We start from the raw sequence: 24,590 nt of genomic DNA, 5'->3' as shown, positions 1-24,590 counted from the left end.
AACAGCTTCTTTGGGATGATCTTTGCGAATTTAAGGTGAGTTTTTATGAAGAGCGCGGCAGTCGCCCCCATTACGGCATTTGCATTGGCAATAACGCTTGCAGCTTGCAGCCAAGGCGCAAGTGATACCGACACGCTGACCGACACCGCTTCGCTGCAACTTGCGGACGGTATTACCATTGCCAACCCGAGGCTGACGCTTGCACCGGTATCCGGCAATCCGGCCGCTGTGTATTTTGACCTCACCTATGTCGGGGACAGCGCCATCACACTGGAGAGCGTCACCGTCGAAGGCTCGCAAAGTGCCATGATCCATCAGATGGGCGAAGATGGGAATGGGGGTATGATGATGGCATCGGGGCCCCTCACCCTCAATGCCGGAGAGACGCTGGAGTTGAAGCCCGGCGGTTTCCACGTGATGGCCATGCAAGTCTCACCCCAGCTCAAAGTCGGACAAACCACCAGTGTTACAATTGCCCTTTCGGATGGCACAACGCATTCATTTGATGCAGAGATTTGCTCCGCAGGGGATGAACGCTGATTGAGCCAAGTGCGAAACCATGTCCAGTTGGGGGCGAGCGCCCGCTGACCCGGGGCGAAATCGGTCTTGCGCGGACCATATTTGGTGACGCGCTCGATTATGAGCCCATCCGGATACGGCGCCGCAAATGGTGGCCGTTCCAGCCAAAGCGCATCACCATGGCGCCCAACGGGCACCTCTATTTTCACCCGGACGGACAGGCATACTGCGATGACTTTTCGGATGCGCCGCTAACCACTCAGGCGTTCTTTATCCATGAGCTGACCCATGTGTGGCAGACGCAAACGTTCGGGCGCTGGTATCTGATACTGCACCGCCACCCCTTTTGCCGTTACAGCTATTCCTTGAAACCCGGCGCTGCGTTGACCGCCTATGGCATCGAGCAACAGGCCGAAATTGTAGCCCACGCATTTCTACTTAGACACGGGGCCAAATTGTCCGGAGTGGCGGATAAGTCGGCGTATGACTTGCTCGTCCGGTTCAAGGGTGCGACCCTGCCCCAATGACACCATTCGAATTTGTATTTCTGCTCTACGCCCTGATCCTTGGGCTTTCGATGATCGAGCTGCTCACGGGGCTTGGGCGCGCGATGGAATACAAATTTGCGCGCGAGGCAGAGCATAAGACCTTTACCATAGGTTGGCTCACTCCGCTGATGGGTGGATTTGTGATGCTTGACCTTATCAGCTTCTGGATGTTCGCATGGGTCGTGCGCGACTTCATCGAAGTGAACGCCGCCACCGTCACCGCAGTGATCGCTTTCGCCTCGTCCTATTACATCGCCGCAAGATTGGTTTTCCCGACCGATCCGGAAGGTTTTACCGATCTGGACGACCATTTTTACCGCACGCGCAGGGTTGTATTTGGCATCCTGATCGCCTTGGTGTTTGTCCAATGGGGATATTTGCTAACGCAGGTCAATCCGACGGTGCTTGCAAGCAATCCGGTGTCGATTGCGCTCACCGTCTTGCTCGTGGCACTAATGACAGCGGGCATGATCTGGCGAAAAGACAACGTGAATATCGCGATCCTTAGCGCCCTTATTGTACGCTATCTCATTCTTTACCTCATATTGTGACGCATACGCTCGAATGATCGGGCGGCCGGTCAGCAGTGTTCGGCTCCTAAGTCCCAAAAAAGTGACTGGCCCGAAACCTTGCAACTTAAGAATACTCGTAGTCAGCGCTGACAATCTTGGGGTCGCCGTCGCCCTCGGCATAAAATTCATAGATAAAGCTCAACCGCTTGCCGTCTTGCTCGTAATAACCAGAAATCATGAGGTACCCGTCATCATTGAGCGCGGTTGCGGGCTCAAATTGGGGTTCCTGCATTATTATCCGACGAATTTGTTTTTCTCCCGGTCGAAAAAGACCAAAGCTCTCTTCAAGATTCTCCAGCGTCATCGCTTCGACCCAGCGCTTTTCCCACGTGCTGAAATCCCCCGAGCTAAGCGCATTGGCAAAGCCGGTTGAAGCAAAGAAGATGAGGTCCTCTTGATCCTCCGCAGACGGGATGACCATAGGAACAGCATTCCTTGCCGATCCGTCGCCGTCTGATGATCCATTGTTTATCGAGCCGCCTTTGATATCAAAGCCGTCGATTTTCCATTCATCGTTCTCTGAAACAAACAGCACCGTCAGCGGTATGGTCCCGCCCGCACCTGTGGTGACCGTTCCGCGAAGCTCGCCAGTGTTGTTCTTGATCAGACGGTTGCTCCAGCTGGTATCCGCTACATCTTGCAAGCCGGTGCTTTCGATAAAGCGCTCCAGCCTTTCCGGGCTTTCGCTTTGCTGGAGGCGCTGTGACGTCAAACCATGGGCTGTGTCGAAGTCACCAGCATTGGTAGCGGCAAAGAATTCATCTGCGGTGTCGGATATCCCGCTGGTTGCGTAGAAGGCGACGCCAACGATAAGTCCGATGAATGCAATAATGCAGACCGCCGCGCAGCCTACTTTTTGGCCGGTGCTCATGATTCCCCCCCATGCTCAACTGATGCCCATTGTCTTTATTGGCGGCATGATAAGCAGCAAGAAGGGTGCCGTATGTGAGGATTAGCACACCGGCCGACGGCTCTACATCAGGATACTCTGGTCAGGAATCAGTCCGGCTTCTTCGCCACACCCACCATTGCAGGGCGCAGCAGCCGGTCTTTGATCATCCAGCCTGACTGCATTTCCTGAATGACAGTGCCTGCCTCATGGTCATCGCTGGGGATTTCCATCATCGCCTGATGCTGGTTGGGGTCCAGCGGCATGCCGACCGCTGCAACACGCTCAACGCCGTGTTGTTTGAAGACCTTTTCAAGCTCGCGCTGGGTCGCTTCAATGCCGACCACCAGGCCTTTCATCTTGTCATCTTCGCGCAAACTATCGGGGATTGCGTCAACAGCGCGGGAAAGATTGTCCCACACGCTCAAGACATCGCGGGCAAAGCCGGTTGCGGCATAATTGCGCGCGTCCTGAATGTCCTTTTCCGCGCGGCGGCGCACATTTTGCCCCTCTGCCTTGGCGTAAAGGACATCCTGCTTGGCCGCTTCAAGATCGTTGCGCAAAGCTTCCAACGCTTCGGCCATTGCGTTGTCGCCGTCGCCATCAGCGGCGCCATCTTCTGCGCCTTCACATGTCCCAGTGTCGAGCAATTCCTCTGGTACACCTTTGAGTTCGGCTTCAGCCGCCGCATCATTCTGCGGCTTGTTTTCGTCGTTCATGTCTATGTATTTCCTGCGGTTTACGCGATCAGTTTGCCCAATGATCCGCCCAGCGATTTGCTGAGCGAGCGGGCTGTTAAATCAACCATGGGGACCACGCGGGCGTAATTCAAGCGCGTGGGGCCAATCACCCCCAGAACGCCGACCACCCTTCCCTCCATATCACGGTAGGGCGATGCGATTACGGACGAACCCGAAAGGCCGAAAAGCCGGTTTTCACTGCCGATGAAAATGCGCGTCGCCTCTGCCTCGCGCGCGCTTTCCAGAAGCGTGGCAACCGATTGCTTGTCCTCAAGATCATCGAGCAGCGAGCGCACTCTCTCGATATCGTCCATTGCCGCTTCGTCGATGAGATTGGAGGCGCCGCGCACGATCAGGACGGGCCGCTCGTTGGCATCTTCGCTCCAAACGGCAAGGCCGCGTTCCACAAGGTCACTGCTGGCCGCGTCAAGCTGGCTTTTGCCTGCACTGATCTCGGCGCGCATTGCTTGGACCGCTTCGGCAAGAGTGCGTCCGGCGAGCCTTGAATTGATATAATTGCTCGCCGCTTCAAGCGAACCCATTTCAGACGCGCCCAGTTCCAGAACGCGGTTTTCCACCCCGCCATCCTCACCCACCAGAACCGCCAGAGCGCGTCCTTGACCAAGGCTTACAAGGCTGAATTGCGACAATCGTTGTTCGCGTGTCGGGACCATCACCATGCCCGCCGCCCCGGAAAGCTCCGACAATAAAGCGCTCGCCTGTTGCAAAGCTTGCTCTACCGGCCCGCTTTCGGAAAGCCGCGCCTCGATCTGGGCTTGTTCTTCACGCGAGGGTTCGGCCACGCGCATCATGCCATCGACAAAAATGCGAAGCCCCGCATCGGTCGGCATGCGCCCTGCGCTGGTATGCGGCGCGGCAAGAAATCCCTGCCCTTCCAGTTCTGCGAGCACCGATCGAATAGAGGCAGGCGACAGGTTCAGGCCCCCATCGGCGGCAAGCGTCTTGGACCCGACAGGTTGCCCGTTTTCCAGATACTCCTCGACCACGCGCTGAAATATGTCGCGCGCTCGGGTGGTGAGTTCGGTGATCGAAGGGCCGTTCATGTGGCTAATCTTAGTGTTTGCGCTTGCAGCGGCAAGTCTTCGCTGTCAGTTGAGCGGCGAAACATACTCGGAGAACACAATGCGCCCTTCAGGACGTAGCGCGGATGAAATGCGCGCTATCACAATCGAAACAGGCTTTACCAAACACGCAGAAGGCTCGTGCCTGATCAGTTTTGGCGACACACGCGTCCTGTGCACAGCCTCTGTTGAAGAGCGCATCCCGCCATGGCTTCGTGGTAAAGGCGAAGGCTGGGTCACGGGTGAATATTCGATGCTCCCACGTGCCACGCACACCCGTGGCAGCCGTGAAGCTGCACGCGGCAAGCAATCGGGCCGCACACAGGAAATTCAGCGTCTTATCGGTCGTTCTTTGCGTGCCGTGGTGGACTTGAAGAAGCTGGGTGAGCGTCAGATTACTCTGGATTGCGATGTTATTCAGGCAGATGGGGGGACCCGCACAGCCTCGATCTCTGGCGCATGGGTTGCGCTGCGCCTTGCGGTGAACAGCCTCATGGCATCAGGCGATCTCAAAGAAGATCCGATCACAGCACAAGTCGCGGCGATCTCCTGCGGGATATACAAAGGCACGCCCGTTCTCGACCTCGACTACCCCGAGGACAGCGATGCGGATGCGGACGCAAACTTTGTTTTGATCAGCGGCGGCCAGATCGCCGAAGTTCAGGCAACTGCCGAGGGCGCGACATACGATGAAGAAGGCCTTTTGCGCCTCCTTCGTCTTGCAAACATCGGTTGCGACGGCATCTTCAAAGCGCAAATGGAAGCGGCAAAGTGACACGCAAACTGGGTGGCGGGTCGCTGGTGATTGCGACCCATAATGAAGGCAAGCTCAAGGAAATCTCGGCGCTGCTTGAACCCTATGGTCTCAAGTGCATTTCTGCCGGGTCTTTGGGCCTGCCTGAACCACCCGAGACGGGCACTACATTTGTGGAGAATGCGCTTATCAAGGCGCGCGCCGCGGCTGAGGCCTCCGGGCTTGCCGCACTGGCTGATGATAGCGGTCTTAGCGTCAATGCGCTTGACGGGCGCCCCGGCGTCTACACCGCCGATTGGGCAGAGCGGCAATGGTTTGAAGGGAGCCCTGGCCGTGACTGGTACATGGCGATGGGCAAGGTTGAAGGGATGCTCCAACAATTGGGCCCTGATACCGACCGCTCGGCGGCGTTCCATTGCGTTCTCGCGCTGGCTTGGCCCGATGGCGAGCATGCGGTTTACGAAGGGCAATCCCCCGGCGCGCTCACCTGGCCACCACGCGGCGAAATGGGCTTTGGATATGATCCGGTGTTTGTGCCCTCGGCGCGCGATGGCTCTGAGACTTTCGCCGAAATTGCCCCGTCAGAAAAGCACGCCATCAGCCACCGCGCCGATGCATTTGCGAAGATGCTTGCCGACCAGTTCGGCGCCTAACGCCGTGCAACCTTACGCTGCGGAGCGATCACCTCGCCCAGCACGTTGCCACTGGGATAATAGCGGCAAACTAGCACGTCATTGCGGCCATTGCTGGCCTTGGCGCATCCCACTTCGCGCGTGTCAGCCCACACTATCTGCGTGTAATGCCCAACGTCTGCCCAATTTCCCGTGCGTGATACATCGGGAAACCGGCCTGACCTGAAATACTTCTGCTCATCAACGAAAAAGCCGATCATCTGGGAGGCATGAAAATTCCCGCTGGTGCCCATCCACAAGTTCTCACCCGTTCGCCCGCGATCTTCTGGCCGCGAGTGGCGCATGGTGTTTTCGCGCGCAAGCTGTTCGGCCCATTGCTGCGCTTCTCTGGTTAACCTGTCCGACCACTTGAGAGGCGCTGTGCCGAATGCATCGCGCGCTTCATTATGAGCGGTGAGCCAAGCGGTCTCCTCACCCGACAAGCCTCCGCGGGCCTCGGCACCACTGCCAACCGACAGGGCGCAAGCGAGCGCTGCAAAGGCGGATAGAATTGTCGCATGAGTACGCATGCCCTAAAGGATGGACGATCAACCCTTAACGAAAGACTGAGACACCCCAATTTTGGCCCGCGCTCTTTACATTCATTGGCCGTTTTGCGCCAAGAAATGCCCTTATTGCGACTTCAACAGTCACGTGCGCGACACCGTGGATGTGGAGGCGTGGGAGCGCGCGCTGATCGCCGATATGCGCGCCGAAGCCCAAGTTGCTGGCGGGGTCGCAGGCCGGGTTGCAGGGGGTAACACGCTGACGTCAATCTTCTTTGGCGGGGGCACGCCTTCACTCATGCCGCCGCGCCTGGTCGAAGCTCTACTCAAAGAAGCCGAGACGCTTTGGGGCTTTGATGCTGGCATTGAGATCACTCTTGAAGCCAACCCTTCTTCCGTCGAAGCCGCCAATTTTGCGGGCATCGCGCAGGTAGGCGTGAACCGAGTTTCGCTGGGTGTGCAATCGCTTGAGGACGATACTTTGCGCTGGCTCGGGCGACTGCACGGCGCGGATGAGGCATTGGCGGCTTTAGAGGTCGCGCAGGCGCATTTTTCGCGGGTCAATTTCGACGTGATCTATGCCCTGCCGGATCAAACGCCGGAGTATTGGGAGGCGCAGCTCGCCCGCGCGCTTGGTCTTGGCACTTCGCATCTATCGCTTTATCAGCTCACGATTGAGCCCGGCACCAGATTTGCAACCGATGTGCGGCGCGGAGTTTTTGCGCCATTGGACGATGATGAAGCCGCTGAGCTTTTCGCGATCACGCAAGCAATGACCGCGGCGCACGGCCTTCCCGCCTATGAGATCAGCAATCATGCGAAGCCGGGCGAGGAAAGCCGCCACAACCTTACCTATTGGCGGTATCAGGATTACGCCGGTATTGGCCCCGGAGCGCACGGTCGCCGCGGCGGATTTGCGACAACGCGGCACAAGAAGCCCGAGAACTATCTCAAAGCCGTTGGCGAGCGCGGGCATGGCATCGCCGAGCAACGCCATTTGACGCGAGGCGAACAAGCATCCGAAGCCCTGCTTATGGGCCTTCGCCTTGTTGAAGGGATTGATCTGGGCGCACTGGGTAAGCGGCTTTCGGTGAATGCTGGCACGCTGATTAATGAGGCAAAACGCGACCATCTAAGCTCGCTTGACCTCTTGTGGACTGATGAAACCCGCATCGGGGTAACGGGTAAAGGCTTGCCACTGCTTGATGCTATCCTTGGCGAGCTTGTCGCAGAGGAATTGGTGCTGTCATGAAGGAAGCGGCGCTCATCGCTGACTGGCGCGCGCATTTGACCGATGCACGGCGGCGCTCCCCCCATACGGTGCGTGCCTATGTCTCTGCGGCGCAGCGATTGATCCGTGCGCGCGGCCTTGCCTCATGGGAGGATGTCGCCGCAATCGAAGCGCAGGATTTGCGCGCCCACCTCGCCTCGCGGCGTGCGGAGGGTCTCGCCAATGCAAGCGCTGCAAGAGAGCTTTCCGCTTTAAAGGCTCTGATCGCTTTTGCGCGGGCAGAAAGCGGCGACCCCGACCCCGCCGCCCCTCGCCTTCGCGGCCCGCGTCTGAAGAAAGGCCTGCCCCGCCCCGTCACGCCCGACGATGCGGTCAACATCGCTGACCTCATCGACGGGACAGCGGCAGAAGACTGGATCGGTGCGCGGGACCGGGCGGTCTTGCTGCTCATGTATGGCTCAGGCCTGCGGATAGCCGAGGCGCTGTCCCTGCAAGGCCGCGATGTGCCAATGGGTGAGACGCTTCTGGTAACGGGCAAAGGCGGCAAGCAAAGGGTGGTACCCATCCTGCCGATCACAGCAGAAGCTGTGGCAGAATATGTAGGCCAGTGCCCTTACCCCTTGAGCGCAGACGAGGCTCTTTTCAAAGGCGCAAAAGGCGGACCTCTCTCTCCCGGCATGGTGCAAAAGGCGATGGCCAAAGCGCGGCGGGCATTGGGCCTGCCCGATACGGCCACACCCCACGCCTTGCGGCACAGCTTTGCAACGCATTTGCTAAGCGCTGGTGCGGATTTGCGGTCTTTGCAGGAGCTGTTGGGTCATGCATCGCTAGGTTCGACGCAGATTTACACGAAAGTCGATGCGGCGAGTTTGCTGGAGACGTACCGCGGGGCGCATCCAAGGGCGGCGAAGAAAAGCTAGGTCGAAGGTGGCGAAACTTCGTGTAAAATTTCGTCCTCACCTAATTCCCTAAGCGCACGGTCGACGTAACTCTGATACTTGGATAGTGCATCCGATGATCGCCATGTCACAGTAAAATCGCCTTTCGCGTCGCAAATCTGTTCGATTGCATCTAGTGACAAACGGCCTTCGACTTCACCCAGATCGTTACTGATCTTCTCGCGCGCCAAATCCAAGAGCTTTGAAAGTCTAGTAAAGCGCCAATTCTCGGGGCGATGGGCGAGCAAATCTGGAAGACGGCGGCCCACTCTGCCTCCCTGCCGTATTCTCCCGAAGAAGCCATTATCTTCAAGTGCAAACGGCAGATCCTTGCCAACCTCAGAGCGCTCATGTTCGCCGAAAAGTTTGGTAAATAACTTAGGCAATTTCACCCCAAACGCGCCTCAATCGCATCCCAGATCATGCCGGGAAGATCAGTCCCGTCAAACTCCGAAATCGCAACAATGCCCGTGGGCGAGGTCACGTTGATCTCGGTCAGCCATTTGCCGCCAATCACATCTATCCCGACAAATGTCAGGCCAAGGCGCTTCAGGTCTGGTCCCATAGCAGCGCAAATCTCTTGTTCGCGTGTCGTCAAACCCGTCGCCTCCGCGTTTCCGCCCATGGCAAGGTTTGAGCGGAACTCGCCCTCGCCCGGAATGCGGTTGATGGCGCCTGCTACTCTTCCGTCGATCAGAACAATGCGTTTGTCACCTTCTGCCACTTCGGGAAGGAAGGGCTGCACCATATGGGGCTCTGGCCACGTCTGGTTGAAGACCTCAAATAAGGCTGTGAGGTTGTCGCCATCCGCTGGCACACGGAAGATCGCTTTGCCGCCATTGCCGTGGATAGGCTTCACCACAACCGCGCCATGCTCAGCCATAAAGCGGCGAACTTCATCGACGCTGCGCGTGACCAATGTGGGCGGCATAAAGCGGCGGTAATCGAGGACCATCACCTTTTCCGGCGCATTGCGGACACTTGCCGGGTCATTGACCACCAGTGTCTCGTCCTTGATCCGTTCAAGCATGTGGGTCGCAGTGATATAGCCCATGTGAAACGGCGGGTCCTGACGCATCAGGACGACGTCAATATCGCGGCCAAGGTCCAACCTTTGCGCTTCGCCCTTTTCAAAATGATCGCCCACGACGCGCTTCACCTTCACCGGAAAGCACTCCGCAATCAGCCGGTCATCGGCATCCAGCGTCAGGCTTTCGACATGATATTCAAAACACTCATAGCCGCGTTCCTGCGCCGCCAGCATTAGCGCAAAGGAGCTGTCGCCTTTGATGTTGATGTTTTCGATAGGGTCCATCTGGACCGCGATCTTCAATGTCATGTCGTGTTTCCTAAGGCATCCAGGCGTTTTCAATGTGGGTCGGGCGTGATCCGGGTGCAAGCAGGATAACGTCGATCCTTATGTCCTCACCGCCGCCCGCATATTCGTGTGCAACGACCTCTACAGCGGCGGCCACGCGGGCCAAACGATGTTCGTCTATGGCCGTTGCAAGGTCAGCTTTGCGGGCGCGCCATTTGACCTCGGCAAAGACAACAAGGCCCGGTTTTCGGGCGATCAGATCAATTTCGCCAAGCTTGGTTTTGCGGCGTTCAGCAACAACTTCATACCCTTGCTGCCTCAGGAATTGCGCGGCTTGCGCCTCGGCCTCGCGCCCCTTTCGGTCGGCAATGACGCGCTTTTCGGTCATTGATTTTTGAGCTCTACCGCGCGGGCATAAAGTGTTTGCCGGTCAAGTCCGGTGGCCTTTGCGACCTTGCCCGCCGCCTTGCTGACGCTCATTTCGGTAAGCGCTTCTTTCAACAGCGAGTTGGAATTCACGATCTCATCGCTCGGCGTTGGTGGACCGATCATAAGCACAATCTCGCCCTTGGGCGGGTGCGCGGTGTAATGCTCAATCAATTGACTGGCGGTGCCAGAGCGGCATTCCTCATGCAGCTTTGTAATCTCGCGCGCGACCGAGGTTTCGCGTGTCGGCCAAAGAGAAGCAATCGTCTCAAGCGAACGCACCAAACGCGGGCCCGTTTCGTAGAAGATAAGCGTCGTTTCAACCGCGCCCAGTTCCTCAAGTACGCCCGCCCTCGCCTTTTCCTTGACCGGCAGGAAGCCTGCAAAAAGGAAGCGGTCATTGGGGAGGCCCGACAGCGTCAGCCCAGCGATCGCCGCGCATGGGCCAGGGATCGTGGTGACGGCGATGCCCGCCTCTCTTGCCTCGCGCACCAACCGGTATCCGGGATCAGAGACCAGCGGCGTGCCGGCATCGCTAACCAAAGCCACAGGTTCGCAGCGCGCGGTATCAATCAGCCGCTCTCTCACCGCAGGCGAAGCGTGGTCATCGTACCGCTGCATTCGGGTCGAAACATTGCACGCTTTAAGCAATTTGCCGGTGACTCTTGTGTCTTCACAAGCGATTAGGCTGACCGAGCGCAATACATCGACAGCACGCATCGTTACATCGCCGAGATTGCCAATTGGCGTCGCAACGATGTAGAACCCCGGATCAAGAGTTTTGGATCCGCTTGACGGATCAGGTGATTCTAAGGTTCGCGCAGTCACAAGAGCGATCCTAGTATAGAGCTTTGAGGGGTCTTCAAGAATGAAGCGTATGAATAAGTCGTTTTTCGGCATGGAATGGGTGCGTGTCGCATCGCGTCTTGTTGCGGGTGGTTTCAACCGCCGCACAGTGGCAATTGCCGGCTCTGCTGCGCTTTTGGCCGGGTGTCAGGTGGTTCCGCGCACCGAAACCGTGGCCAGCACCCCTGACCCAACACCCAGCGCTCAACCGAGCGCGACAACACTGCCAAGCGATACAACGCGCCACCGCGTCGCTTTGCTGGTCCCCATGGGCGGCAATGCAGCCGATGTGGGACAGGCGATTGCCAATGCGACGACAATGGCGCTTCTCGATACGAATGCCGACAACCTCCGCATCACGACATATGACACGTCAGGCGGCGCTGGCGGCGCAGCACGGCGCGCGATTGCGGACGGCAACCGCCTGATCCTCGGCCCATTGCTTGCAGATAACGTTCCTGATGTGCAGGCCGCTGCCGCAAGAGCAAGAGTTCCGGCCATCGCCTTTTCCAACGATGCAAGCGTTGCGGGCAATGACGTGTTCGTGATGGGCCATGTGCCCGAACAATCGGTCGCGCGCTCGGTCCAATATGCCAGAGCCAATGGCTCGTCGAGCTTCGCTGCTCTTTTGCCAGAGGGTGATTACGGCCAGAAAGCCTACAGCGCCCTGCAAAATTCTCTGCGTGATTATGGCGGCAATCTCGTCGGGTTTGAACGTTATGCGCGGGGCAACACGTCCATCGTAGGTGCAGCCCAGCGTCTTCGCCAACGCGGAGGCTATGACACTGTCCTGATCGCCGATGGCGCTCGTCTTGCCATGCAGGCAGCTGGCGAATTGCGCAGTCAGGGTGCAAGCGGAACGCGGCTTTTGGGCACGGAATTGTGGAGCGGTGAAAGCGCCCTCACCCGTTCGGCATCGGTCGATGGCGCCTTGTTCTCGGCCGTATCCGATGGCCGTTTCCGCCGTTTCTCAGAGAGTTACGAAGCACGCTTTGGCGCAAAGCCTTTCCGCATCGCCACCTTGGGATACGATTCTGTTCTCCTGACCCTGCGGATTGCGCGCGAATGGCGCGTGGGTGACAGGTTCCCAAAAAACCGGCTTTACGACAGCGGCGGATTTCTTGGCGTGGACGGAGCCTTCCGCTTCATGCGCAATGGCGTTGCAGAACGCGCTCTTGAGGTAAGGCAGGTCAGCGGAAATCGGGTTGTCTCGGTCGAGGCGGCTCCAACCAGCTTTAGTAACTAAGATTTCCGGCAATAAAGGCGCAAAACGGGTCTGCCTGTGCTTGTGAGCAGGCGGGCCCCGTGCCTATATCAATCCCATGTCTGATGACCTGTTTGAAAATGCGCCTGCCTCGAGCGGCGATTACGATTCCTCATCCATCGAAGTTCTTGAGGGTCTTGAGCCCGTTCGCCGCCGCCCGGGCATGTATATCGGGGGCACCGATGACCGCGCGCTGCATCACCTCGCGGCAGAGGTCCTCGACAACTCGATGGACGAGGCCGTTGCAGGCCATGCGAACCGGATCGAAATCCGCCTTGAAGAAGGCAACCGGTTGAGCATTTCGGACAATGGGCGCGGTATTCCGGTGGATGAACATCCAAAGTTCCCCGGCAAATCCACATTGGAAGTCATTCTCTCCACCCTGCACTCTGGCGGTAAGTTTTCCGGCAAAGCTTACGCGACCAGCGGCGGCCTTCACGGCGTCGGGGTGAGCGTGGTCAATGCACTCTCATCCAAGACCCGCGTCGAAGTGGCGCGCGATAAACAGCTTTACGCGCAGGAATTTTCAAGGGGGCAAACTCTTGGCCCGATCGAAGTCGTTGGCGCTGCTCCGAACAGGCGCGGGACCACGGTCACCTTCGTTCCCGACACCGAGATTTTCGGAGAACGCCATTTCAAGCCTCACCGCCTGTTCAAGCTTGCCCGGTCAAAGGCGTATCTGTTTGCAGGCGTCGAAATCCGCTGGAAATGCGTGGAATCGCTTTCGTCCGAAGACGTACCGCAAGAGGCCGTGTTCAAATTCCCCGGCGGGCTTGCGGACCACTTGGCCGAACAAGTTGGCGGGCGCGAATGTGTGACGGCCCAGCCTTTTACCGGTCGCCAAGAGTTTCCCGATGAGGCTGGCCGCGTTGAATGGGCGATTGCATGGCCGCTTTATTCCGATGGCTCGACAAGCTGGTATTGTAACACTGTGCCAACACCTGATGGCGGCACGCATGAACAGGGTCTTCGCGGAGCACTGACAAAAGCGCTTCGCAGCTTTGGCGAGCTTACCGGCGTTAAGAAAGCCAAGGACATAACCGCCGATGATGTGATGACCGGTTCTGAGGTCATGCTCAGCGTTTTCATCCGCGATCCGCAGTTCCAGTCACAGACCAAAGACCGGCTGACCTCTCCCGAAGCGGTGCGCCTGGTCGAGAATGCTGTGCGCGATCAGTTTGACCTGTTTCTCACCGATAATATGGACCGCGGGAAAGCGCTTCTTGGCGAAGTGATGGAGCGCATGGATGAACGCCTCAAGCGCAAGCAAGAGCGCGAGATCAAGCGCAAGACCGCGACCAATGCGAAGAAACTGCGCCTGCCTGGCAAGCTTACCGATTGTTCGGGCGAAGGCGACCGCGAGACCGAGCTTTTCATCGTCGAAGGCGACTCGGCCGGCGGCTCTGCCAAACAGGCGCGCGATCGCAAGACGCAGGCGATATTGCCGATCAGGGGCAAGATCCTGAACGTGGCCAGCGCCACCAAGGACAAGATCAGCGCAAATTCGGAAATCGCGGACCTCACCCTCGCGATGGGGTGCGGGACGCGCAAGGACTGCGACCCTGAAAACCTGCGCTATGACCGGATCATCATAATGACCGATGCGGACGTCGATGGCGCTCACATCGCGACGCTTTTGATGACATTCTTCTTTCAGGAAATGCCCGAGCTCGTTCGCAAAGGGCATTTGTTCCTTGCCCAACCGCCGCTTTACCGTCTGACCGCTGGTAAAGAGAGCCGCTATGCCCGCGATGACGCACACAGGGCAGAGCTTGAGGAGACGGTGTTCAAGGGCAAGAAAGTCGAAGTGGGCCGGTTTAAGGGTCTTGGCGAAATGAACCCGCAGCAGCTTCGCGAGACAACCATGAACCCGGAAACGCGAAGCTTGGTTCGGATCACCCTACCCAATGAATTTGAGGACAGGGCCGGCGTCAAGGAACTCGTCGAACAATTGATGGGCCGCAATCCGGAGCACCGCTTCAACTTCATCCAGAACCGCGCGGGCGAAATGGACCGCGATATGATTGATGCCTGACCAGGGCTCCAATAGAGAGGGCGAATACCCCGACCCGCGCAAAGAGGATATCTACGCTGGCGACAGGCGCATCTCGCGTCCCGATAGCGCAATCCCTGACTGGCATATCCCGGACGCCAAATACCGCCCCATTCCAATCGCATGGTTCGCGGCTGCTTTCCTTGTTCAGATGGTCGTTCTGTTTGCGATTTTCATTGTGCTGGTGGGTCAGACAGGCTGGCTGACAATCGCCCTATCCAGCCTGGCGACAGGCGCGATTGGGATGTGGACATGGGAGCGCGGGATGCGTGATGCGGGCATTGGCTGGCGCAGTGCCACAATCCTCGTTCTCGTCTTGCAGCTCGCCTTTGTCTGCCTTGGCGCCAGCGCGCGGCTTTAGCATCGGTCCGGGGAAAACAGGAGAAAGAGCATGAGACACGTCGGCCTTGCAGCGCTGGTCGGACTGATGTTCGTCTTGGCGATACCTTCGCAATCCTTGGCACAAGACACGCCCTCTGCCGCCGTTGAGGAGATCGAAGCCTCTCCCCTGCAAGAGCGCGCTGATCAAATTGTAAAGCTGCTCAATGGCGAAATTGCACCCGAGGAGGTTTTCACCGAGGCGTTCCTGCGCGCCGTACCGCCTGAACAGTTCAGGACCATTTCAAACCAGCTCACCTCGCAATTCGGGGCGGCCCTATCGGTCGAAAGCCTTGATCCTCCCGGCGCCGCGCGCGCGTCACTGTCCATCCGAATGGAGCGCGCCATCGCAAAGGGCGGCATCGCGATTGATCCCAGCAATGACAATAAGGTCAGCGAACTTCTTTTCCAGACGTTTGATCCGGTCGATGACAGCCTCGAGAAAATCGAAGCTGACCTTGCTGCGCTTAGCGGCACTGTGACCTGGTGGTTTGGAACGATCGATGACGGGTCACCTGCCATCACATCATCCGGGGCAGAGGAGCAAATGCCCATCGGTTCAACCTTCAAGCTCTATGTTCTCGCAACCCTTTCCCGCGAAGTGGCCGAGGGGAAACGCAAATGGAGCGATACAGTTGAGCTTGCCGAAAACCGCAGTTTTCCAAGCGGAATGATCCAGGATTGGCCCAAAGATGCGCCACTAACGCTCCACACGCTGGCAAGCCTGATGATCTCGATCAGCGATAACACCGCAACCGACACCTTGATCGACGAGCTGGGCCGCGACGCGATTATCAGGACGATGGAAGAAAGCGGCCATTCTCAGCCCGAACTCAACAATCCCTTCCTCAAGACGCGCGAGATGTTCCTGCTTAAAGCGGGGCCAGAGGGCCGGCTGGAGACCTATCGGCGAAGTGGGCCCGATGTTCGCCGTCAGATTTTGGACGGGATCGAAGATGTGGACGTCCCTCCTAACGACGTGGCGGCTGCTTTCTCCGGCGCACCGGTGGCATTGGACGTTGAGTGGTTTGCAAGCGCCCGCGATATTGTGAGTTTGCTGCGATATATGCGCAGGACCGCCGATCCGAAGGCCCGCGAAATCATGGCGATAAACCCTTCCATGTCCAAAGAGCGGCGCGAGAAATACCACTACGTTGGCTACAAGGGAGGCTCGGAACCGGGCGTTCTTAATTTGACATGGTTGCTCGAAGACAAAACCGGTCGCGATTACGCATTGACCCTTAGCCAGCGCGACGATGACGTCCGGTTTGACCCTAGCTCGCTTGAACTCATCGCTCAGCGGCTTCTTGCGTATCAGCCATAGGCCTGGATTACTGCCCTCTTGCACACCTCCCCTCGCATCCGTATCGGGGTGCGCAAAGATATACGTTTTGAAGGAAAACCCATGAGCGACACGAACAACCAACGCTTTGAAGGCACCAGCAATTACATCGCAACCGACGACCTTAAAGTCGCGGTGGACGCAGCGGTTACCCTTCGGCGCCCGCTTCTGGTGAAAGGTGAGCCGGGCACAGGCAAGACGGTTCTCGCTCATGAGATTTCCAAGGCTCTAAATGCCCCGCTGATCGAGTGGAACATCAAATCCACCACCAAAGCGCAGCAAGGTCTGTACGAATATGACGCGGTCGCCCGTCTTCGCGATGGTCAGCTTGGTGACGAGCGCGTTCACGACATCAGCAATTACATCAAGAAGGGTAAGCTCTGGGAAGCCTTCACCAGCGAGCAACTCCCTGTCCTTTTGATCGACGAAATCGACAAGGCCGACATCGAGTTCCCGAACGATCTCTTGCAAGAGCTCGACCGGATGAGCTTCGACGTCTACGAGACTCAGGAGCGTATCGAGGCCAAAGAACGCCCGATTGTGGTCATTACCTCGAACAACGAGAAAGAGCTTCCCGACGCATTCCTGCGCCGCTGCTTTTTCCACTATATCAAGTTCCCAGACCGCGACACGATGGCGTCCATCATTGATGTCCACTTCCCCGGCATTCAAAAGACGTTGGTGAAAAAAGCGATGGATGTTTTCTACGAGCTGCGCGAAGTGCCGGGCCTGAAGAAGAAGCCTTCAACCAGCGAGCTGCTCGATTGGCTCAAGCTGCTTCTCAACGAAGATATGCCTCTGGAAGTCCTGCAGGATTCCAACCCGAACAGCGCGATCCCGCCGCTGCACGGCGCTCTTCTAAAGAACGAACAAGATGTGATGCTGTTTGAACGCCTCGCCTTTATGGCGCGCCGTAACCCGAGCTAAAATCGACGCCAAGACATGAGCGGGCGCTTCTGAATAGAGGCGCCCGCAGGCTTTTTAGCTCTCGCTATATCCAACCAGATAATCGCCCCAGCGTTTGCCCTTGATGATCAGGGGCACAAACACTGCGCGCGTAAGGATGAAGTTGACCCCGTCGCCTTCCTGACGCGAGACGGAAATCAGATAAGGCGCGTTGTTGCGCTTGGCCTTTTTCGTGGCCGGATCATCAAGGATCCGCCCGTTACGGCAGTGCGTAGTGTCGTGGACAAGCTCGCCCGTCGGGGCGGCTGAATATTTTGACATATGGGTCGGCATAAACCCGTTCACATCAGAACACACCGAGGCGATCATCTGAGGGTTTTCCGCCATGTGTTTGTCAAAAATCGGTCGCCAGTTGCGGTCGGTCCAATCGCTGAATTTGTTGCGAAAACGCTCCGGCCTGCTGCCTTCGACAAGCACATAATCGGTATCGAACAGGCTGGCTTGATCGAGCTCGCCGTTGTCGATTGCTTCCTCGACCAGCTTGACCAGCTCTTTGGCATGATCCTGCGTCTTTTGAACCCAATGGCTGTCTTCAGGGCAGAGGCCCGCCTCGACCATAGAGGCGAACATCTCGTTGGCTGTGTCCTCCAATTCGCCCATTCGCTCGTGCACGTCTTTAAGCTCGGTCTCGCTTTTTGTGGCCGATTGAGAAAATGCCTCAAGCCCTCGTTGGACCGAGTCAACGTGACCGCTAATCGTGCCGGTTGCCCTCGCGATCACGTCGTTCTGTTTATCGACCTCTTCGACAAGAGTGCCGACGCTTGTGATCGTGCTTTCGATCTGGGCAACGGAAGCCTTCGCCTTGTCGCTCGCCTTCGAACCTTGTTCGATTCGTTCGATAACAATGCTGGCCTCTTCGCCAAGCGTGTCGATCGTGTTTGCAATTTCTACGGTCGCTCTTCGGGTTTCGTTGGCAAGACTTTTGACCTCGTCCGCAACGACGCCAAAAGTGCGTCCGGCATCCCCTGCTCTCATCGCTTCGATAGTGGCGTTGAGGGCCAGAATATTGGTGGTCTCAGCGATTTCCTCGATGTCTTTGGTGCTGCGGCGCACCTGCTCCATCGCTGCTGCAAATCCTGTAACATGCTGGCCAAGGGTATCGACAAGCTCGAGCATGGACGCGATCTGGCCAAGCGACGATTGAATGAGGTCTGTCCCTTCGTTCAATCGCTCAATCGCGCGTTCGGACAAAAGGCGCGCCTCGTCGCTCGCCTCGGATACTTTCACCTGATCGCTTTCAAGAGCCCTGACCGTTCCGCTGAGAGCAGAGTGCTCTTTGCGCAAAGCCTCGGACGATTGGATCACCGCATTCACAATACCCGCTACATCGGTGCAACCGACCGTCACTTGACCGCATTTTTCCGGTATCGCGCCGAGCGCTGAGGCATTGTCGGTATCAATCGCGATTGGCTTCATTTTTATCAGTCCCCTTGGAGAGCCTTTCCTTAGGCAAGATATGGTTATCGAAGGCTTAAGACACACGGGCGTTCAATGGGGCTAGCAAGAGCGGTTTTTCGTGATTAGGACGGGGCCCATGTTTTTCAATTTCATGGATGAGCTGCGCGAAGCTGGCATTGGCGCAAGTTTCAAAGAACATCTGACGCTGCTTGAGGCGCTGGATAAGGACGTGATCGAGCAGACGCCCGAGGCGTTTTACTATCTCAGCCGCGCGACTTTCGTGAAAGACGAAGGGATGCTCGACCGCTTCGACCAGGTGTTCCACAAGGTCTTCAAAGGCATCATGTCCGACTATGGCCAAAACCCGGTCGACGTGCCCGAGGATTGGCTAAAGGCGGTTGCCGAGAAATTCCTCACCGAAGAGGAAATGGCCGAGATCGAGAAGATCGGCGATTGGGACGAGCTTATGGAAAAGCTCAAGGAACGCCTTGCTGAGCAGGAAAAGCGCCATGAAGGCGGGAACAAGTGGATTGGCACAGGCGGCACATCCCCGTTCGGCAATTCAGGCTACAACCCCGAAGGCGTGCGCATTGGCGGTGAGAGCAAGCACAAGCGCGCGGTGAAGGTGTGGGAAAAGCGCGAATTCAAGAACCTCGACAGCACCAAGGAGCTTGGCACCCGCAACATCAAGATGGCTCTTCGGCGTCTTCGCCGTTTTGCCCGCGAGGGGGCGCAGGATCAGCTGGATCTGGATGCCACGATTGATGGCACAGCAAAGCAAGGCTTTCTCGACATCCATATGCGCGCCGAACGCCGTAATGCGGTGAAACTCTTGCTGTTCCTTGATGTGGGCGGGTCGATGGACCCATTCATCAAGCTGTGCGAAGAATTGTTCAGCGCGGCCACTACCGAGTTTAAAAACCTTGAATTCTTCTACTTCCACAACTGCCTTTACGAAGGCGTGTGGAAGGACAACAAGCGCCGCTGGCAGGAACGCACCAAGACATGGGACATCCTCCACAAATACGGCCACGACTACAAAGTGATCTTTGTGGGCGATGCAGCGATGAGTCCCTATGAAATAACCCACGCAGGCGGCTCGGTCGAGCATATGAACGAGGAAGCCGGCGCCATGTGGATGAAGCGTGTGACCGACACCTATCCTGCAACCGTATGGCTCAACCCCGTACCCGAAAAGCAATGGGGCTATTCGCAATCCACCAGGATGCTCAAAGAGCTCGTGAACGACCGCATGTATAGCCTGACGCTAGAAGGCCTCGATGATGCTATGCGCGAGTTGAGTAGGAAACAGGGGCATTAACTCGTTTCGGTTTGGGTACCCTCAATAACTATCAACCGCTTGGAAAAGCGCGTTTAGCTGTTCGCGTTCGGCCTGTTCCAATTCCGGGCGCCATACATCGAAGATCAGGACCAGGCGATCCTTGTCCGCATCGTTCCATGCCTCGTGTTCGACGCTGTCGTCGAACGCCATAAGCTCGCCCTCGGTCCAGCTCTTCGTCGTATGTCCAACCCTAAGCGCGCCTTCGCCCGGGATGATCAGTGGAAGATGGCAGATGTAGCGGACATTGATCATGCCGGTGTGGGGCGGAATGCGTTTGCCCGGCGAAAGGCGCGAGAACATCGGCGTGGGCGCGCGCCCCTTAATCCGGCACAGCGGAAGGTCCTTGAGTGCGTCATAGGTATCGGGGCAAAGAGCTGTGCGTTCGGGCACAAATTCGCCGCCTTGCGACAATTCAAAGCTCGACCAGTCCTCGTTTTCAAGCATGCCGTGCACATCGCCTTGGGGCCGGTCGCCCACTTTCTTGACGTAAGCCGACAGGTGCGTGCCTTCTTTTAGAAGCTTTTCCCCTTCCGCCCGGATCGCATCGGTGCGCGACTTTAAAGCTTCGGCCCAATCGAATGCATCGCGGGATGCAAATTCGCAGTACTTCATGTCGGCGTAAAACATGGTCATCGGATTTTGAGGGTACTGCCGCGCTTCGGGTGGGCGCTCGATCTGGCCGATCATCATCGCAAGTGATCGGGTGAAGCGCGGATGCCAATCCTTGCGCGGGTGCCCGGCTTCCTCGACGCCTTTGACCATATGCTCGACATAGCGCGCGTTGATCCACTGCATCGCTTCATAGGCCCGCTGAGCGTCCGGCCCCTGCCCTTGCCCTGATTGTGAAAGCAGTTGGAGGGCCGCTTGATAATAGGCGCCCGCAGCCCGCCTGTCCCCTGCACGCATACGGTTGTCCGCCTTGGCAAGCATCGCTGTCGCATCGCGGTTGTTCGCTGTCAGTCTGCGGTCCGCCTCTGCCTCGTCGAAAGCTGGAGCGGGCTTTTCAATGCTCATCAATCACGCCCTCAATACAACAAATGTGCCCGCACGGTCTGGATCCAAGCCGCTTCATCGGCAGAGGCCATCGCGTCCAGATCATCGGGGACCGCGCTCGGATCATCGACCCATTCGCGCAAGCAAGGCCCGCCGTTGATGACGTCGATCGCAAGCACGTCATTGGTGTATTCGTACTTGAAATCTGTTCCGCGCCACAGCTCATAGTCAGGGTAAAGATTGCGGATCGCCTTGAATGCGAGCGCCTGCATCCGCCATGGCTTGAACGCATCGTGATCGTAGTCCGGTCCTTCGGCATGGAGCATAAGCGCATTGCATAGCTTGCCTTGATGCTTGTGGAAGGTTGGCTCAAACCAGCAATCGCGCATCGTCACACCCGCGCACCAATCGGGCGCCATACTCAGCATTTCCTTCGCCACTGCTTTGGCGTTGATGTCAGGCGCTCCAAACAGGACCTCGAGGGGCCGCGTTGTCCCCCTGCCCTCGCTCACGGTTGCCCCTTCGATCATTACGGTACCAGCATAACAGCGCGCCATATTGAGGCTTGCGGCATTGGGTGACGGGTTCACCCAAATGCGCTCTGCGGGCCAGCCATAACCACTTGCAATCGCTTTGCCGCCTTCGTCCGGTTTCCAGCCTTCCATGGCGACAACCTTGTACGCCACGCCGAGGTTGAAATGCTCGACAAACCAGTGGCCCATCTCACCCAGCGTCAGCCCATGGCGCATGGGCATAGGAGCAGCGCCAACGAAGCTTTCATGCCCCGGGATAAGCATGGTGCCCTCTACCGGACGCCCCGCGGGGTTAGGGCGGTCCAATACCCAGACTTCTTTGCCAAGCTTATCCGCCTCTTCCAGCAGATAGAGCAGCGTTGTCACAAAAGTGTATATCCGGCAGCCCAAATCCTGAAGGTCGAACAAGAACACGTCAGCTGCTGACATCATCTGGCCCGTTGGCCGGCGCACTTCGCCATAAAGCGAGAAGATCGGAATGCCGTATTCGGCATCCATCTCGTCAGCCGTCTCGACCATATTGTCCTGCTTGTCGCCTTTAAGCCCGTGCTGCGGACCAAAAGCGGCTGTCACATTGACGCCCGCCGCGATCAGAGCATCAAGGCTATGCGTCAAATCCTGCGTCACGCTGGCAGGGTGCGCGACAAGGGCGACACGGCGGCCTTTTAGCTCATCCAAAAGCTCGGCATTTTCGAGCAGGCGATCAATTCCGAATTTCACTTGTGAAGTCATGACAAGCGAATTGGCGCAAGGGCTCTTCAAACGCAATGCCGGATGCATAGCTTACGCGCGCAAATGCGTAGCTTGGCTGTATCTAATCCAGCTCGAAGTGTGTAGGAAACCGCATGGATATTAATTGGACCTTGGCTCTTGTCGCGGCATTGTGGGCGATAATTCTTGGCGGCGCGGGAGGCCTGCTCACCGATATTGGTGAGTGGTATCGCAACCTCAACAAGCCGAGCTGGCAGCCGCCTGACTGGCTGTTTGGTCCTGCATGGACCTTGATTCTGGGACTATCGGGCTGGAGCCTCTATCTCGCCGTATCAGAGGCGCAGACATCGAGCGATGTGATGTTCATCGGTGCCTTGTTCGGGATCAATTTCGTCCTGCATCTTGCATGGTCGCCGCTGTTTTTCAAAATCAAGCGGCCCGACTGGGCCTTGTTTGAAAACGTGTTTCTTTGGCTTTCGGTTTTATCCTTGTGCCTGTTCCTGCCTGCCTATTCCACGCTTGCCGGGTGGCTGAACGTTCCGTACATTTGCTGGGTCAGTTTTGCGCTGCTGCTCAACCGCGAGATTGTGCGTCTGAACCGTCCGTTCGGAGATGCTAAAGCAGCATCTTGAGGTAGAGCTTCTATTCGCCCCCGAGCACCCATTGACGGCACGCTTCGGAGTGGAATTCGGCCTTGCCGGGCGCAAAGGCGAGCGCCCAGAATTGCAAACCGCCATCCTCGTGCTCGACAATCGCGTTCAAGGCAACTTGCGCTGGCGTTGGCAGGTCAGAGGCAATGGTCGCGATCAGTTCAAGTTCGCCGACGCCGTTCGATGACCCTTGGGCAACGCTCAATGAAATCGCATCGACGGGCGCATCGCGCATTCCTTCGCGGAAATTGTCAAAATCATACGCGGCCCAGCGTCCCGAAGGCGATAGGTTGAACTCGCGATAATAGGTCCCGCCAATCGGCTGCCAGAAAATCTCAAAACAGGTGGTCTTCCACAAATCATCGGTTCTGACCGATGGCGCAGCTGCGGGAACCTTTATGCGATCGACCCCGCCTTCAAGCCTGAACCGGGCCTCGCACCCGACATCTGTGTCCTTCACCTCAGCGGTGACAGAACGGATCGGGCCAAGGTCGCAAGAGTTGTGGAGCATCAGAGGTTTCATGACCTTTCCTATCGCCAAGAGGGATAGCTTGCGCAAGTGACTTTCCCCCAAGTTGGAGCGGGCGCGCATGCCCCCTAGCCCGCGCCCCCTAGCCCACTTGGTCCCACACTGATAAGCGCGCAACTATGACTTACGAATCCGACCTGTTGCGCCTGCTCGAAGAACGCGGCCATTTGCACCAAATCACCGACCCCGGCGCATTGGACGCGCGCGCCAAAAAACAGGTCATCACCGGATATGTAGGTTTCGACCCCACAGCCTCCTCGCTCCACATCGGCAATTTGGCATCGATCATGCTGCTAAAGCGGCTGCAACAAGCGGGTCACCGCCCGATTGTGATCATGGGCGGCGGCACTGCGAAAGTGGGCGATCCTTCGGGCAAGGATGAAACGCGGCAATTGATGACGGATGAAAGGCTCGCAGCCAATATCGCGGGGATTAAAGGCAGTTTTGAACGCATCCTCGAATTCAATGACAGCGACACTGGCGCGCTGCTCATCAACAATGACGATTGGCTCAGCAAGCTGGGCTATGTCGAGATGCTGCGCGATGTGGGGCCGCATTTCACAATCAACCGGATGCTGACATTCGATTCGGTGAAGACGCGGCTTGATCGAGAACAGCCTTTGAGCTTCCTCGAGTTCAATTACATGATCATGCAGGCGTATGATTTCCTTGTGCTGGCGCGCGATTATGATTGCACGCTGCAACTGGGCGGAAGCGACCAGTGGGGCAATATTGTCAACGGGATTGAACTGAACCGCCGCATCGACGCGCGCGAGGTTTACGGGGTGACGGCGCCTCTCATTACGCGGGCCGACGGTGCCAAAATGGGTAAGTCGGTTGATGGGGCCATCTGGCTGAATGAAGACGCGCTTCCAGCCTATGATTTCTGGCAATACTGGCGCAACACCGATGACCGTGACGTGGGCCGATTCCTGCGTCTCTTCACCGATCTGCCATTAGATGACATCGCCAAATTGGAAGCGCTTGAGGGGGCCGAGATAAATCACGCGAAGGCCGTTCTTGCCAATGAAGTCACCGCCATGGTGCGCGGGTTCGAGGCAGCAAAAGCTGCAGAAGCAACTGCGCGTGAGACATTTGCAGGCGGCGGTGCAGGCGAAGATTTACCAACCTTTGCCGCTGGTTCAGGCGGTGCGCGCCTTCTGGAGGTGCTCACCGGGATTGGCTTCACCGCGTCCAACAAAGAAGCAAAACGCAAGATTGGCGAAGGCGCGGTCAAGATCGACGGCGATGTCATATTTGACGCAGGCTATGTGGTGCATGTCCACGAAGGGCAACCGCTAAAATTGAGCCTTGGCAAGAAAAAGCACGGCCTCATCACCGTTTGAAAACACGGGAATTCAACAGCTTAACTGCTGCAGTTTGGCTAGCCA

27 protein-coding genes are annotated in these 24,590 nt (G+C 57.4%); 15 read left to right on the top strand and 12 right to left on the bottom strand.

The window, feature by feature from the left end; genetic code table 11:
- Positions 1-45: 45 nt before the first annotated feature.
- The 3 genes from AC0V6Q_RS04230 to AC0V6Q_RS04220 are packed head-to-tail and all read left to right on the top strand — an operon-like array spanning position 46 to position 1,618.
- The gene (locus AC0V6Q_RS04230; RefSeq protein WP_486167162.1) at positions 46-540 is read left to right on the top strand and encodes a copper chaperone PCu(A)C; all 495 of its coding nucleotides are present in this window, start codon (positions 46-48) and stop codon (positions 538-540) included.
- Positions 540-1,046: a vgr related protein gene (locus AC0V6Q_RS04225; protein WP_486169254.1), complete on the top strand. Its 507-nt coding sequence runs from the start codon at positions 540-542 to the stop codon at positions 1,044-1,046. The genes AC0V6Q_RS04230 and AC0V6Q_RS04225 overlap by 1 nt, the downstream gene beginning before the upstream one ends.
- Positions 1,043-1,618 carry a hypothetical protein gene (locus AC0V6Q_RS04220; protein WP_486167161.1) on the top strand — a complete coding sequence of 192 codons (576 nt, stop codon included), beginning with the start codon at positions 1,043-1,045 and terminating at the stop codon, positions 1,616-1,618. Before AC0V6Q_RS04225 ends, AC0V6Q_RS04220 begins: the two co-directional genes overlap by 4 nt.
- 85 nt (positions 1,619-1,703) lie before the next feature.
- On the opposite strand, the gene AC0V6Q_RS04215 is transcribed toward AC0V6Q_RS04220, so the two are convergent.
- The 3 genes from AC0V6Q_RS04215 to hrcA all read right to left on the bottom strand — a co-directional run bounded on the left by AC0V6Q_RS04215 (position 1,704) and on the right by hrcA (position 4,332).
- The gene (locus tag AC0V6Q_RS04215) at positions 1,704-2,510 is read right to left on the bottom strand and encodes a hypothetical protein (protein WP_486167160.1); all 807 of its coding nucleotides are present in this window, start codon (positions 2,508-2,510) and stop codon (positions 1,704-1,706) included.
- Between the two features lie 128 nt (positions 2,511-2,638).
- Positions 2,639-3,247 (bottom strand): nucleotide exchange factor GrpE, encoded by a 609-nt coding sequence (locus tag AC0V6Q_RS04210; protein WP_486167159.1) that lies wholly within the window; start codon positions 3,245-3,247, stop codon positions 2,639-2,641.
- A 20-nt stretch (positions 3,248-3,267) separates the two neighbouring features.
- On the bottom strand, positions 3,268-4,332 hold the full coding sequence (gene hrcA / locus AC0V6Q_RS04205) for a heat-inducible transcriptional repressor HrcA (protein WP_486167158.1): 1,065 nt from the start codon (positions 4,330-4,332) through the stop codon (positions 3,268-3,270).
- A 79-nt stretch (positions 4,333-4,411) separates the two neighbouring features.
- On the opposite strand from hrcA, the gene rph reads away from it, so the two are divergent.
- Entirely contained in the window at positions 4,412-5,125 is a 714-nt protein-coding gene (rph, locus tag AC0V6Q_RS04200; protein ID WP_486169253.1) for a ribonuclease PH, read from the top strand.
- Positions 5,122-5,757 carry an RdgB/HAM1 family non-canonical purine NTP pyrophosphatase gene (gene rdgB / locus AC0V6Q_RS04195; protein WP_486167157.1) on the top strand — a complete coding sequence of 212 codons (636 nt, stop codon included), beginning with the start codon at positions 5,122-5,124 and terminating at the stop codon, positions 5,755-5,757. Before rph ends, rdgB begins: the two co-directional genes overlap by 4 nt.
- Here the strand turns inward: rdgB and AC0V6Q_RS04190 are convergent.
- Complete coding sequence (locus AC0V6Q_RS04190) at positions 5,754-6,305, bottom strand: CAP domain-containing protein (RefSeq protein WP_486167156.1); 552 nt, start codon at positions 6,303-6,305, stop codon at positions 5,754-5,756. The two genes, rdgB and AC0V6Q_RS04190, sit on opposite strands and share 4 nt — an antisense overlap.
- 52 nt (positions 6,306-6,357) lie before the next feature.
- On the opposite strand from AC0V6Q_RS04190, the gene hemW reads away from it, so the two are divergent.
- A complete protein-coding gene (hemW, locus tag AC0V6Q_RS04185) occupies positions 6,358-7,533 on the top strand; it encodes a radical SAM family heme chaperone HemW (RefSeq protein ID WP_486167155.1) in 1,176 nt (391 codons plus the stop codon).
- On the top strand, positions 7,530-8,432 hold the full coding sequence (locus AC0V6Q_RS04180) for a tyrosine recombinase XerC (protein ID WP_486167154.1): 903 nt from the start codon (positions 7,530-7,532) through the stop codon (positions 8,430-8,432). Before hemW ends, AC0V6Q_RS04180 begins: the two co-directional genes overlap by 4 nt.
- Here the strand turns inward: AC0V6Q_RS04180 and AC0V6Q_RS04175 are convergent.
- Genes AC0V6Q_RS04175 through rsmI form a run of 4 tightly spaced genes read right to left on the bottom strand, consistent with a single transcriptional unit; the run spans position 8,429 to position 11,022 of the window.
- Positions 8,429-8,842, bottom strand: coding sequence for a hypothetical protein (locus AC0V6Q_RS04175; RefSeq protein WP_486167153.1), 414 nt, complete (start codon positions 8,840-8,842; stop codon positions 8,429-8,431). The genes AC0V6Q_RS04180 and AC0V6Q_RS04175 overlap by 4 nt on opposite strands.
- Positions 8,839-9,789: a glutathione synthase gene (gene gshB, locus AC0V6Q_RS04170; protein ID WP_486167152.1), complete on the bottom strand. Its 951-nt coding sequence runs from the start codon at positions 9,787-9,789 to the stop codon at positions 8,839-8,841. Before gshB ends, AC0V6Q_RS04175 begins: the two co-directional genes overlap by 4 nt.
- Before the next feature lie 10 nt (positions 9,790-9,799).
- Positions 9,800-10,156: a YraN family protein gene (locus AC0V6Q_RS04165; RefSeq protein ID WP_486167151.1), complete on the bottom strand. Its 357-nt coding sequence runs from the start codon at positions 10,154-10,156 to the stop codon at positions 9,800-9,802.
- Complete coding sequence (gene rsmI, locus AC0V6Q_RS04160) at positions 10,153-11,022, bottom strand: 16S rRNA (cytidine(1402)-2'-O)-methyltransferase (RefSeq protein WP_486167150.1); 870 nt, start codon at positions 11,020-11,022, stop codon at positions 10,153-10,155. Before rsmI ends, AC0V6Q_RS04165 begins: the two co-directional genes overlap by 4 nt.
- 40 nt (positions 11,023-11,062) lie before the next feature.
- Between rsmI and AC0V6Q_RS04155 the strand changes: the two genes are divergently transcribed.
- The 5 genes from AC0V6Q_RS04155 to AC0V6Q_RS04135 all read left to right on the top strand — a co-directional run bounded on the left by AC0V6Q_RS04155 (position 11,063) and on the right by AC0V6Q_RS04135 (position 17,004).
- Positions 11,063-12,286: a penicillin-binding protein activator gene (locus tag AC0V6Q_RS04155; protein ID WP_486167149.1), complete on the top strand. Its 1,224-nt coding sequence runs from the start codon at positions 11,063-11,065 to the stop codon at positions 12,284-12,286.
- A gap of 76 nt (positions 12,287-12,362) precedes the next feature.
- Positions 12,363-14,339: a DNA topoisomerase IV subunit B gene (gene parE / locus AC0V6Q_RS04150; RefSeq protein WP_486167148.1), complete on the top strand. Its 1,977-nt coding sequence runs from the start codon at positions 12,363-12,365 to the stop codon at positions 14,337-14,339.
- Positions 14,332-14,718 (top strand): hypothetical protein, encoded by a 387-nt coding sequence (locus AC0V6Q_RS04145; protein WP_486167147.1) that lies wholly within the window; start codon positions 14,332-14,334, stop codon positions 14,716-14,718. Before parE ends, AC0V6Q_RS04145 begins: the two co-directional genes overlap by 8 nt.
- A gap of 30 nt (positions 14,719-14,748) precedes the next feature.
- Positions 14,749-16,059: a serine hydrolase gene (locus tag AC0V6Q_RS04140; RefSeq protein WP_486167146.1), complete on the top strand. Its 1,311-nt coding sequence runs from the start codon at positions 14,749-14,751 to the stop codon at positions 16,057-16,059.
- Between the two features lie 81 nt (positions 16,060-16,140).
- Entirely contained in the window at positions 16,141-17,004 is an 864-nt protein-coding gene (locus tag AC0V6Q_RS04135; protein ID WP_486167145.1) for an AAA family ATPase, read from the top strand.
- 54 nt (positions 17,005-17,058) lie between these two features.
- On the opposite strand, the gene AC0V6Q_RS04130 is transcribed toward AC0V6Q_RS04135, so the two are convergent.
- Complete coding sequence (locus AC0V6Q_RS04130) at positions 17,059-18,459, bottom strand: methyl-accepting chemotaxis protein (RefSeq protein ID WP_486167144.1); 1,401 nt, start codon at positions 18,457-18,459, stop codon at positions 17,059-17,061.
- Between the two features lie 118 nt (positions 18,460-18,577).
- Here AC0V6Q_RS04130 and AC0V6Q_RS04125 point away from each other — a divergent pair, with 118 nt between their 5' ends.
- The gene (locus tag AC0V6Q_RS04125; RefSeq protein ID WP_486167143.1) at positions 18,578-19,762 is read left to right on the top strand and encodes a vWA domain-containing protein; all 1,185 of its coding nucleotides are present in this window, start codon (positions 18,578-18,580) and stop codon (positions 19,760-19,762) included.
- Positions 19,763-19,783: 21 nt separating this feature from the next.
- Here the strand turns inward: AC0V6Q_RS04125 and AC0V6Q_RS04120 are convergent, their stop codons facing one another.
- A complete protein-coding gene (locus tag AC0V6Q_RS04120; protein ID WP_486167142.1) occupies positions 19,784-20,797 on the bottom strand; it encodes an aspartyl/asparaginyl beta-hydroxylase domain-containing protein in 1,014 nt (337 codons plus the stop codon).
- An 11-nt stretch (positions 20,798-20,808) separates the two neighbouring features.
- The gene (locus tag AC0V6Q_RS04115) at positions 20,809-22,029 is read right to left on the bottom strand and encodes an exo-beta-N-acetylmuramidase NamZ family protein (protein WP_486169252.1); all 1,221 of its coding nucleotides are present in this window, start codon (positions 22,027-22,029) and stop codon (positions 20,809-20,811) included.
- Between the two features lie 125 nt (positions 22,030-22,154).
- Here AC0V6Q_RS04115 and AC0V6Q_RS04110 point away from each other — a divergent pair, with 125 nt between their 5' ends.
- On the top strand, positions 22,155-22,652 hold the full coding sequence (locus AC0V6Q_RS04110) for a TspO/MBR family protein (protein ID WP_486167141.1): 498 nt from the start codon (positions 22,155-22,157) through the stop codon (positions 22,650-22,652).
- A gap of 10 nt (positions 22,653-22,662) precedes the next feature.
- Here AC0V6Q_RS04110 and AC0V6Q_RS04105 read toward each other — a convergent pair whose 3' ends face one another.
- A complete protein-coding gene (locus tag AC0V6Q_RS04105) occupies positions 22,663-23,193 on the bottom strand; it encodes a DOMON domain-containing protein (RefSeq protein WP_486167140.1) in 531 nt (176 codons plus the stop codon).
- Positions 23,194-23,318: 125 nt separating this feature from the next.
- On the opposite strand from AC0V6Q_RS04105, the gene tyrS reads away from it, so the two are divergent.
- Positions 23,319-24,545, top strand: a complete 1,227-nt coding sequence (gene tyrS, locus AC0V6Q_RS04100) for a tyrosine--tRNA ligase (RefSeq protein ID WP_486167139.1) — start codon at positions 23,319-23,321, stop codon at positions 24,543-24,545.
- The last annotated feature ends 45 nt before the right edge of the window (positions 24,546-24,590 follow it).

Source organism: Erythrobacter sp. S227, from assembly GCF_057364925.1.
This window is presented reverse-complemented; position numbering and strand designations above follow the sequence as displayed.

What these genes read in the sequence shown, in the direction of transcription:
- AC0V6Q_RS04230 (WP_486167162.1), top strand. Translation starts at nt 46, where the DNA reads ATGAAGAGCGCGGCAGTCGCCCCCATTACGGCATTTGCATTGGCAATA.
- AC0V6Q_RS04220 (WP_486167161.1), top strand. Translation starts at nt 1,043, where the DNA reads ATGACACCATTCGAATTTGTATTTCTGCTCTACGCCCTGATCCTTGGG.
- AC0V6Q_RS04215 (WP_486167160.1), bottom strand. Translation starts at nt 2,510, where the DNA reads ATGAGCACCGGCCAAAAAGTAGGCTGCGCGGCGGTCTGCATTATTGCA.
- AC0V6Q_RS04210 (WP_486167159.1), bottom strand. Translation starts at nt 3,247, where the DNA reads ATGAACGACGAAAACAAGCCGCAGAATGATGCGGCGGCTGAAGCCGAA.
- hrcA (WP_486167158.1), bottom strand. Translation starts at nt 4,332, where the DNA reads ATGAACGGCCCTTCGATCACCGAACTCACCACCCGAGCGCGCGACATA.
- rph (WP_486169253.1), top strand. Translation starts at nt 4,412, where the DNA reads ATGCGCCCTTCAGGACGTAGCGCGGATGAAATGCGCGCTATCACAATC.
- AC0V6Q_RS04190 (WP_486167156.1), bottom strand. Translation starts at nt 6,305, where the DNA reads ATGCGTACTCATGCGACAATTCTATCCGCCTTTGCAGCGCTCGCTTGC.
- AC0V6Q_RS04180 (WP_486167154.1), top strand. Translation starts at nt 7,530, where the DNA reads ATGAAGGAAGCGGCGCTCATCGCTGACTGGCGCGCGCATTTGACCGAT.
- gshB (WP_486167152.1), bottom strand. Translation starts at nt 9,789, where the DNA reads ATGACATTGAAGATCGCGGTCCAGATGGACCCTATCGAAAACATCAAC.
- AC0V6Q_RS04165 (WP_486167151.1), bottom strand. Translation starts at nt 10,156, where the DNA reads ATGACCGAAAAGCGCGTCATTGCCGACCGAAAGGGGCGCGAGGCCGAG.
- AC0V6Q_RS04155 (WP_486167149.1), top strand. Translation starts at nt 11,063, where the DNA reads ATGAAGCGTATGAATAAGTCGTTTTTCGGCATGGAATGGGTGCGTGTC.
- parE (WP_486167148.1), top strand. Translation starts at nt 12,363, where the DNA reads ATGTCTGATGACCTGTTTGAAAATGCGCCTGCCTCGAGCGGCGATTAC.
- AC0V6Q_RS04145 (WP_486167147.1), top strand. Translation starts at nt 14,332, where the DNA reads ATGCCTGACCAGGGCTCCAATAGAGAGGGCGAATACCCCGACCCGCGC.
- AC0V6Q_RS04140 (WP_486167146.1), top strand. Translation starts at nt 14,749, where the DNA reads ATGAGACACGTCGGCCTTGCAGCGCTGGTCGGACTGATGTTCGTCTTG.
- AC0V6Q_RS04135 (WP_486167145.1), top strand. Translation starts at nt 16,141, where the DNA reads ATGAGCGACACGAACAACCAACGCTTTGAAGGCACCAGCAATTACATC.
- AC0V6Q_RS04130 (WP_486167144.1), bottom strand. Translation starts at nt 18,459, where the DNA reads ATGAAGCCAATCGCGATTGATACCGACAATGCCTCAGCGCTCGGCGCG.
- AC0V6Q_RS04125 (WP_486167143.1), top strand. Translation starts at nt 18,578, where the DNA reads ATGTTTTTCAATTTCATGGATGAGCTGCGCGAAGCTGGCATTGGCGCA.
- AC0V6Q_RS04120 (WP_486167142.1), bottom strand. Translation starts at nt 20,797, where the DNA reads ATGAGCATTGAAAAGCCCGCTCCAGCTTTCGACGAGGCAGAGGCGGAC.
- AC0V6Q_RS04110 (WP_486167141.1), top strand. Translation starts at nt 22,155, where the DNA reads ATGGATATTAATTGGACCTTGGCTCTTGTCGCGGCATTGTGGGCGATA.
- AC0V6Q_RS04105 (WP_486167140.1), bottom strand. Translation starts at nt 23,193, where the DNA reads ATGAAACCTCTGATGCTCCACAACTCTTGCGACCTTGGCCCGATCCGT.
- tyrS (WP_486167139.1), top strand. Translation starts at nt 23,319, where the DNA reads ATGACTTACGAATCCGACCTGTTGCGCCTGCTCGAAGAACGCGGCCAT.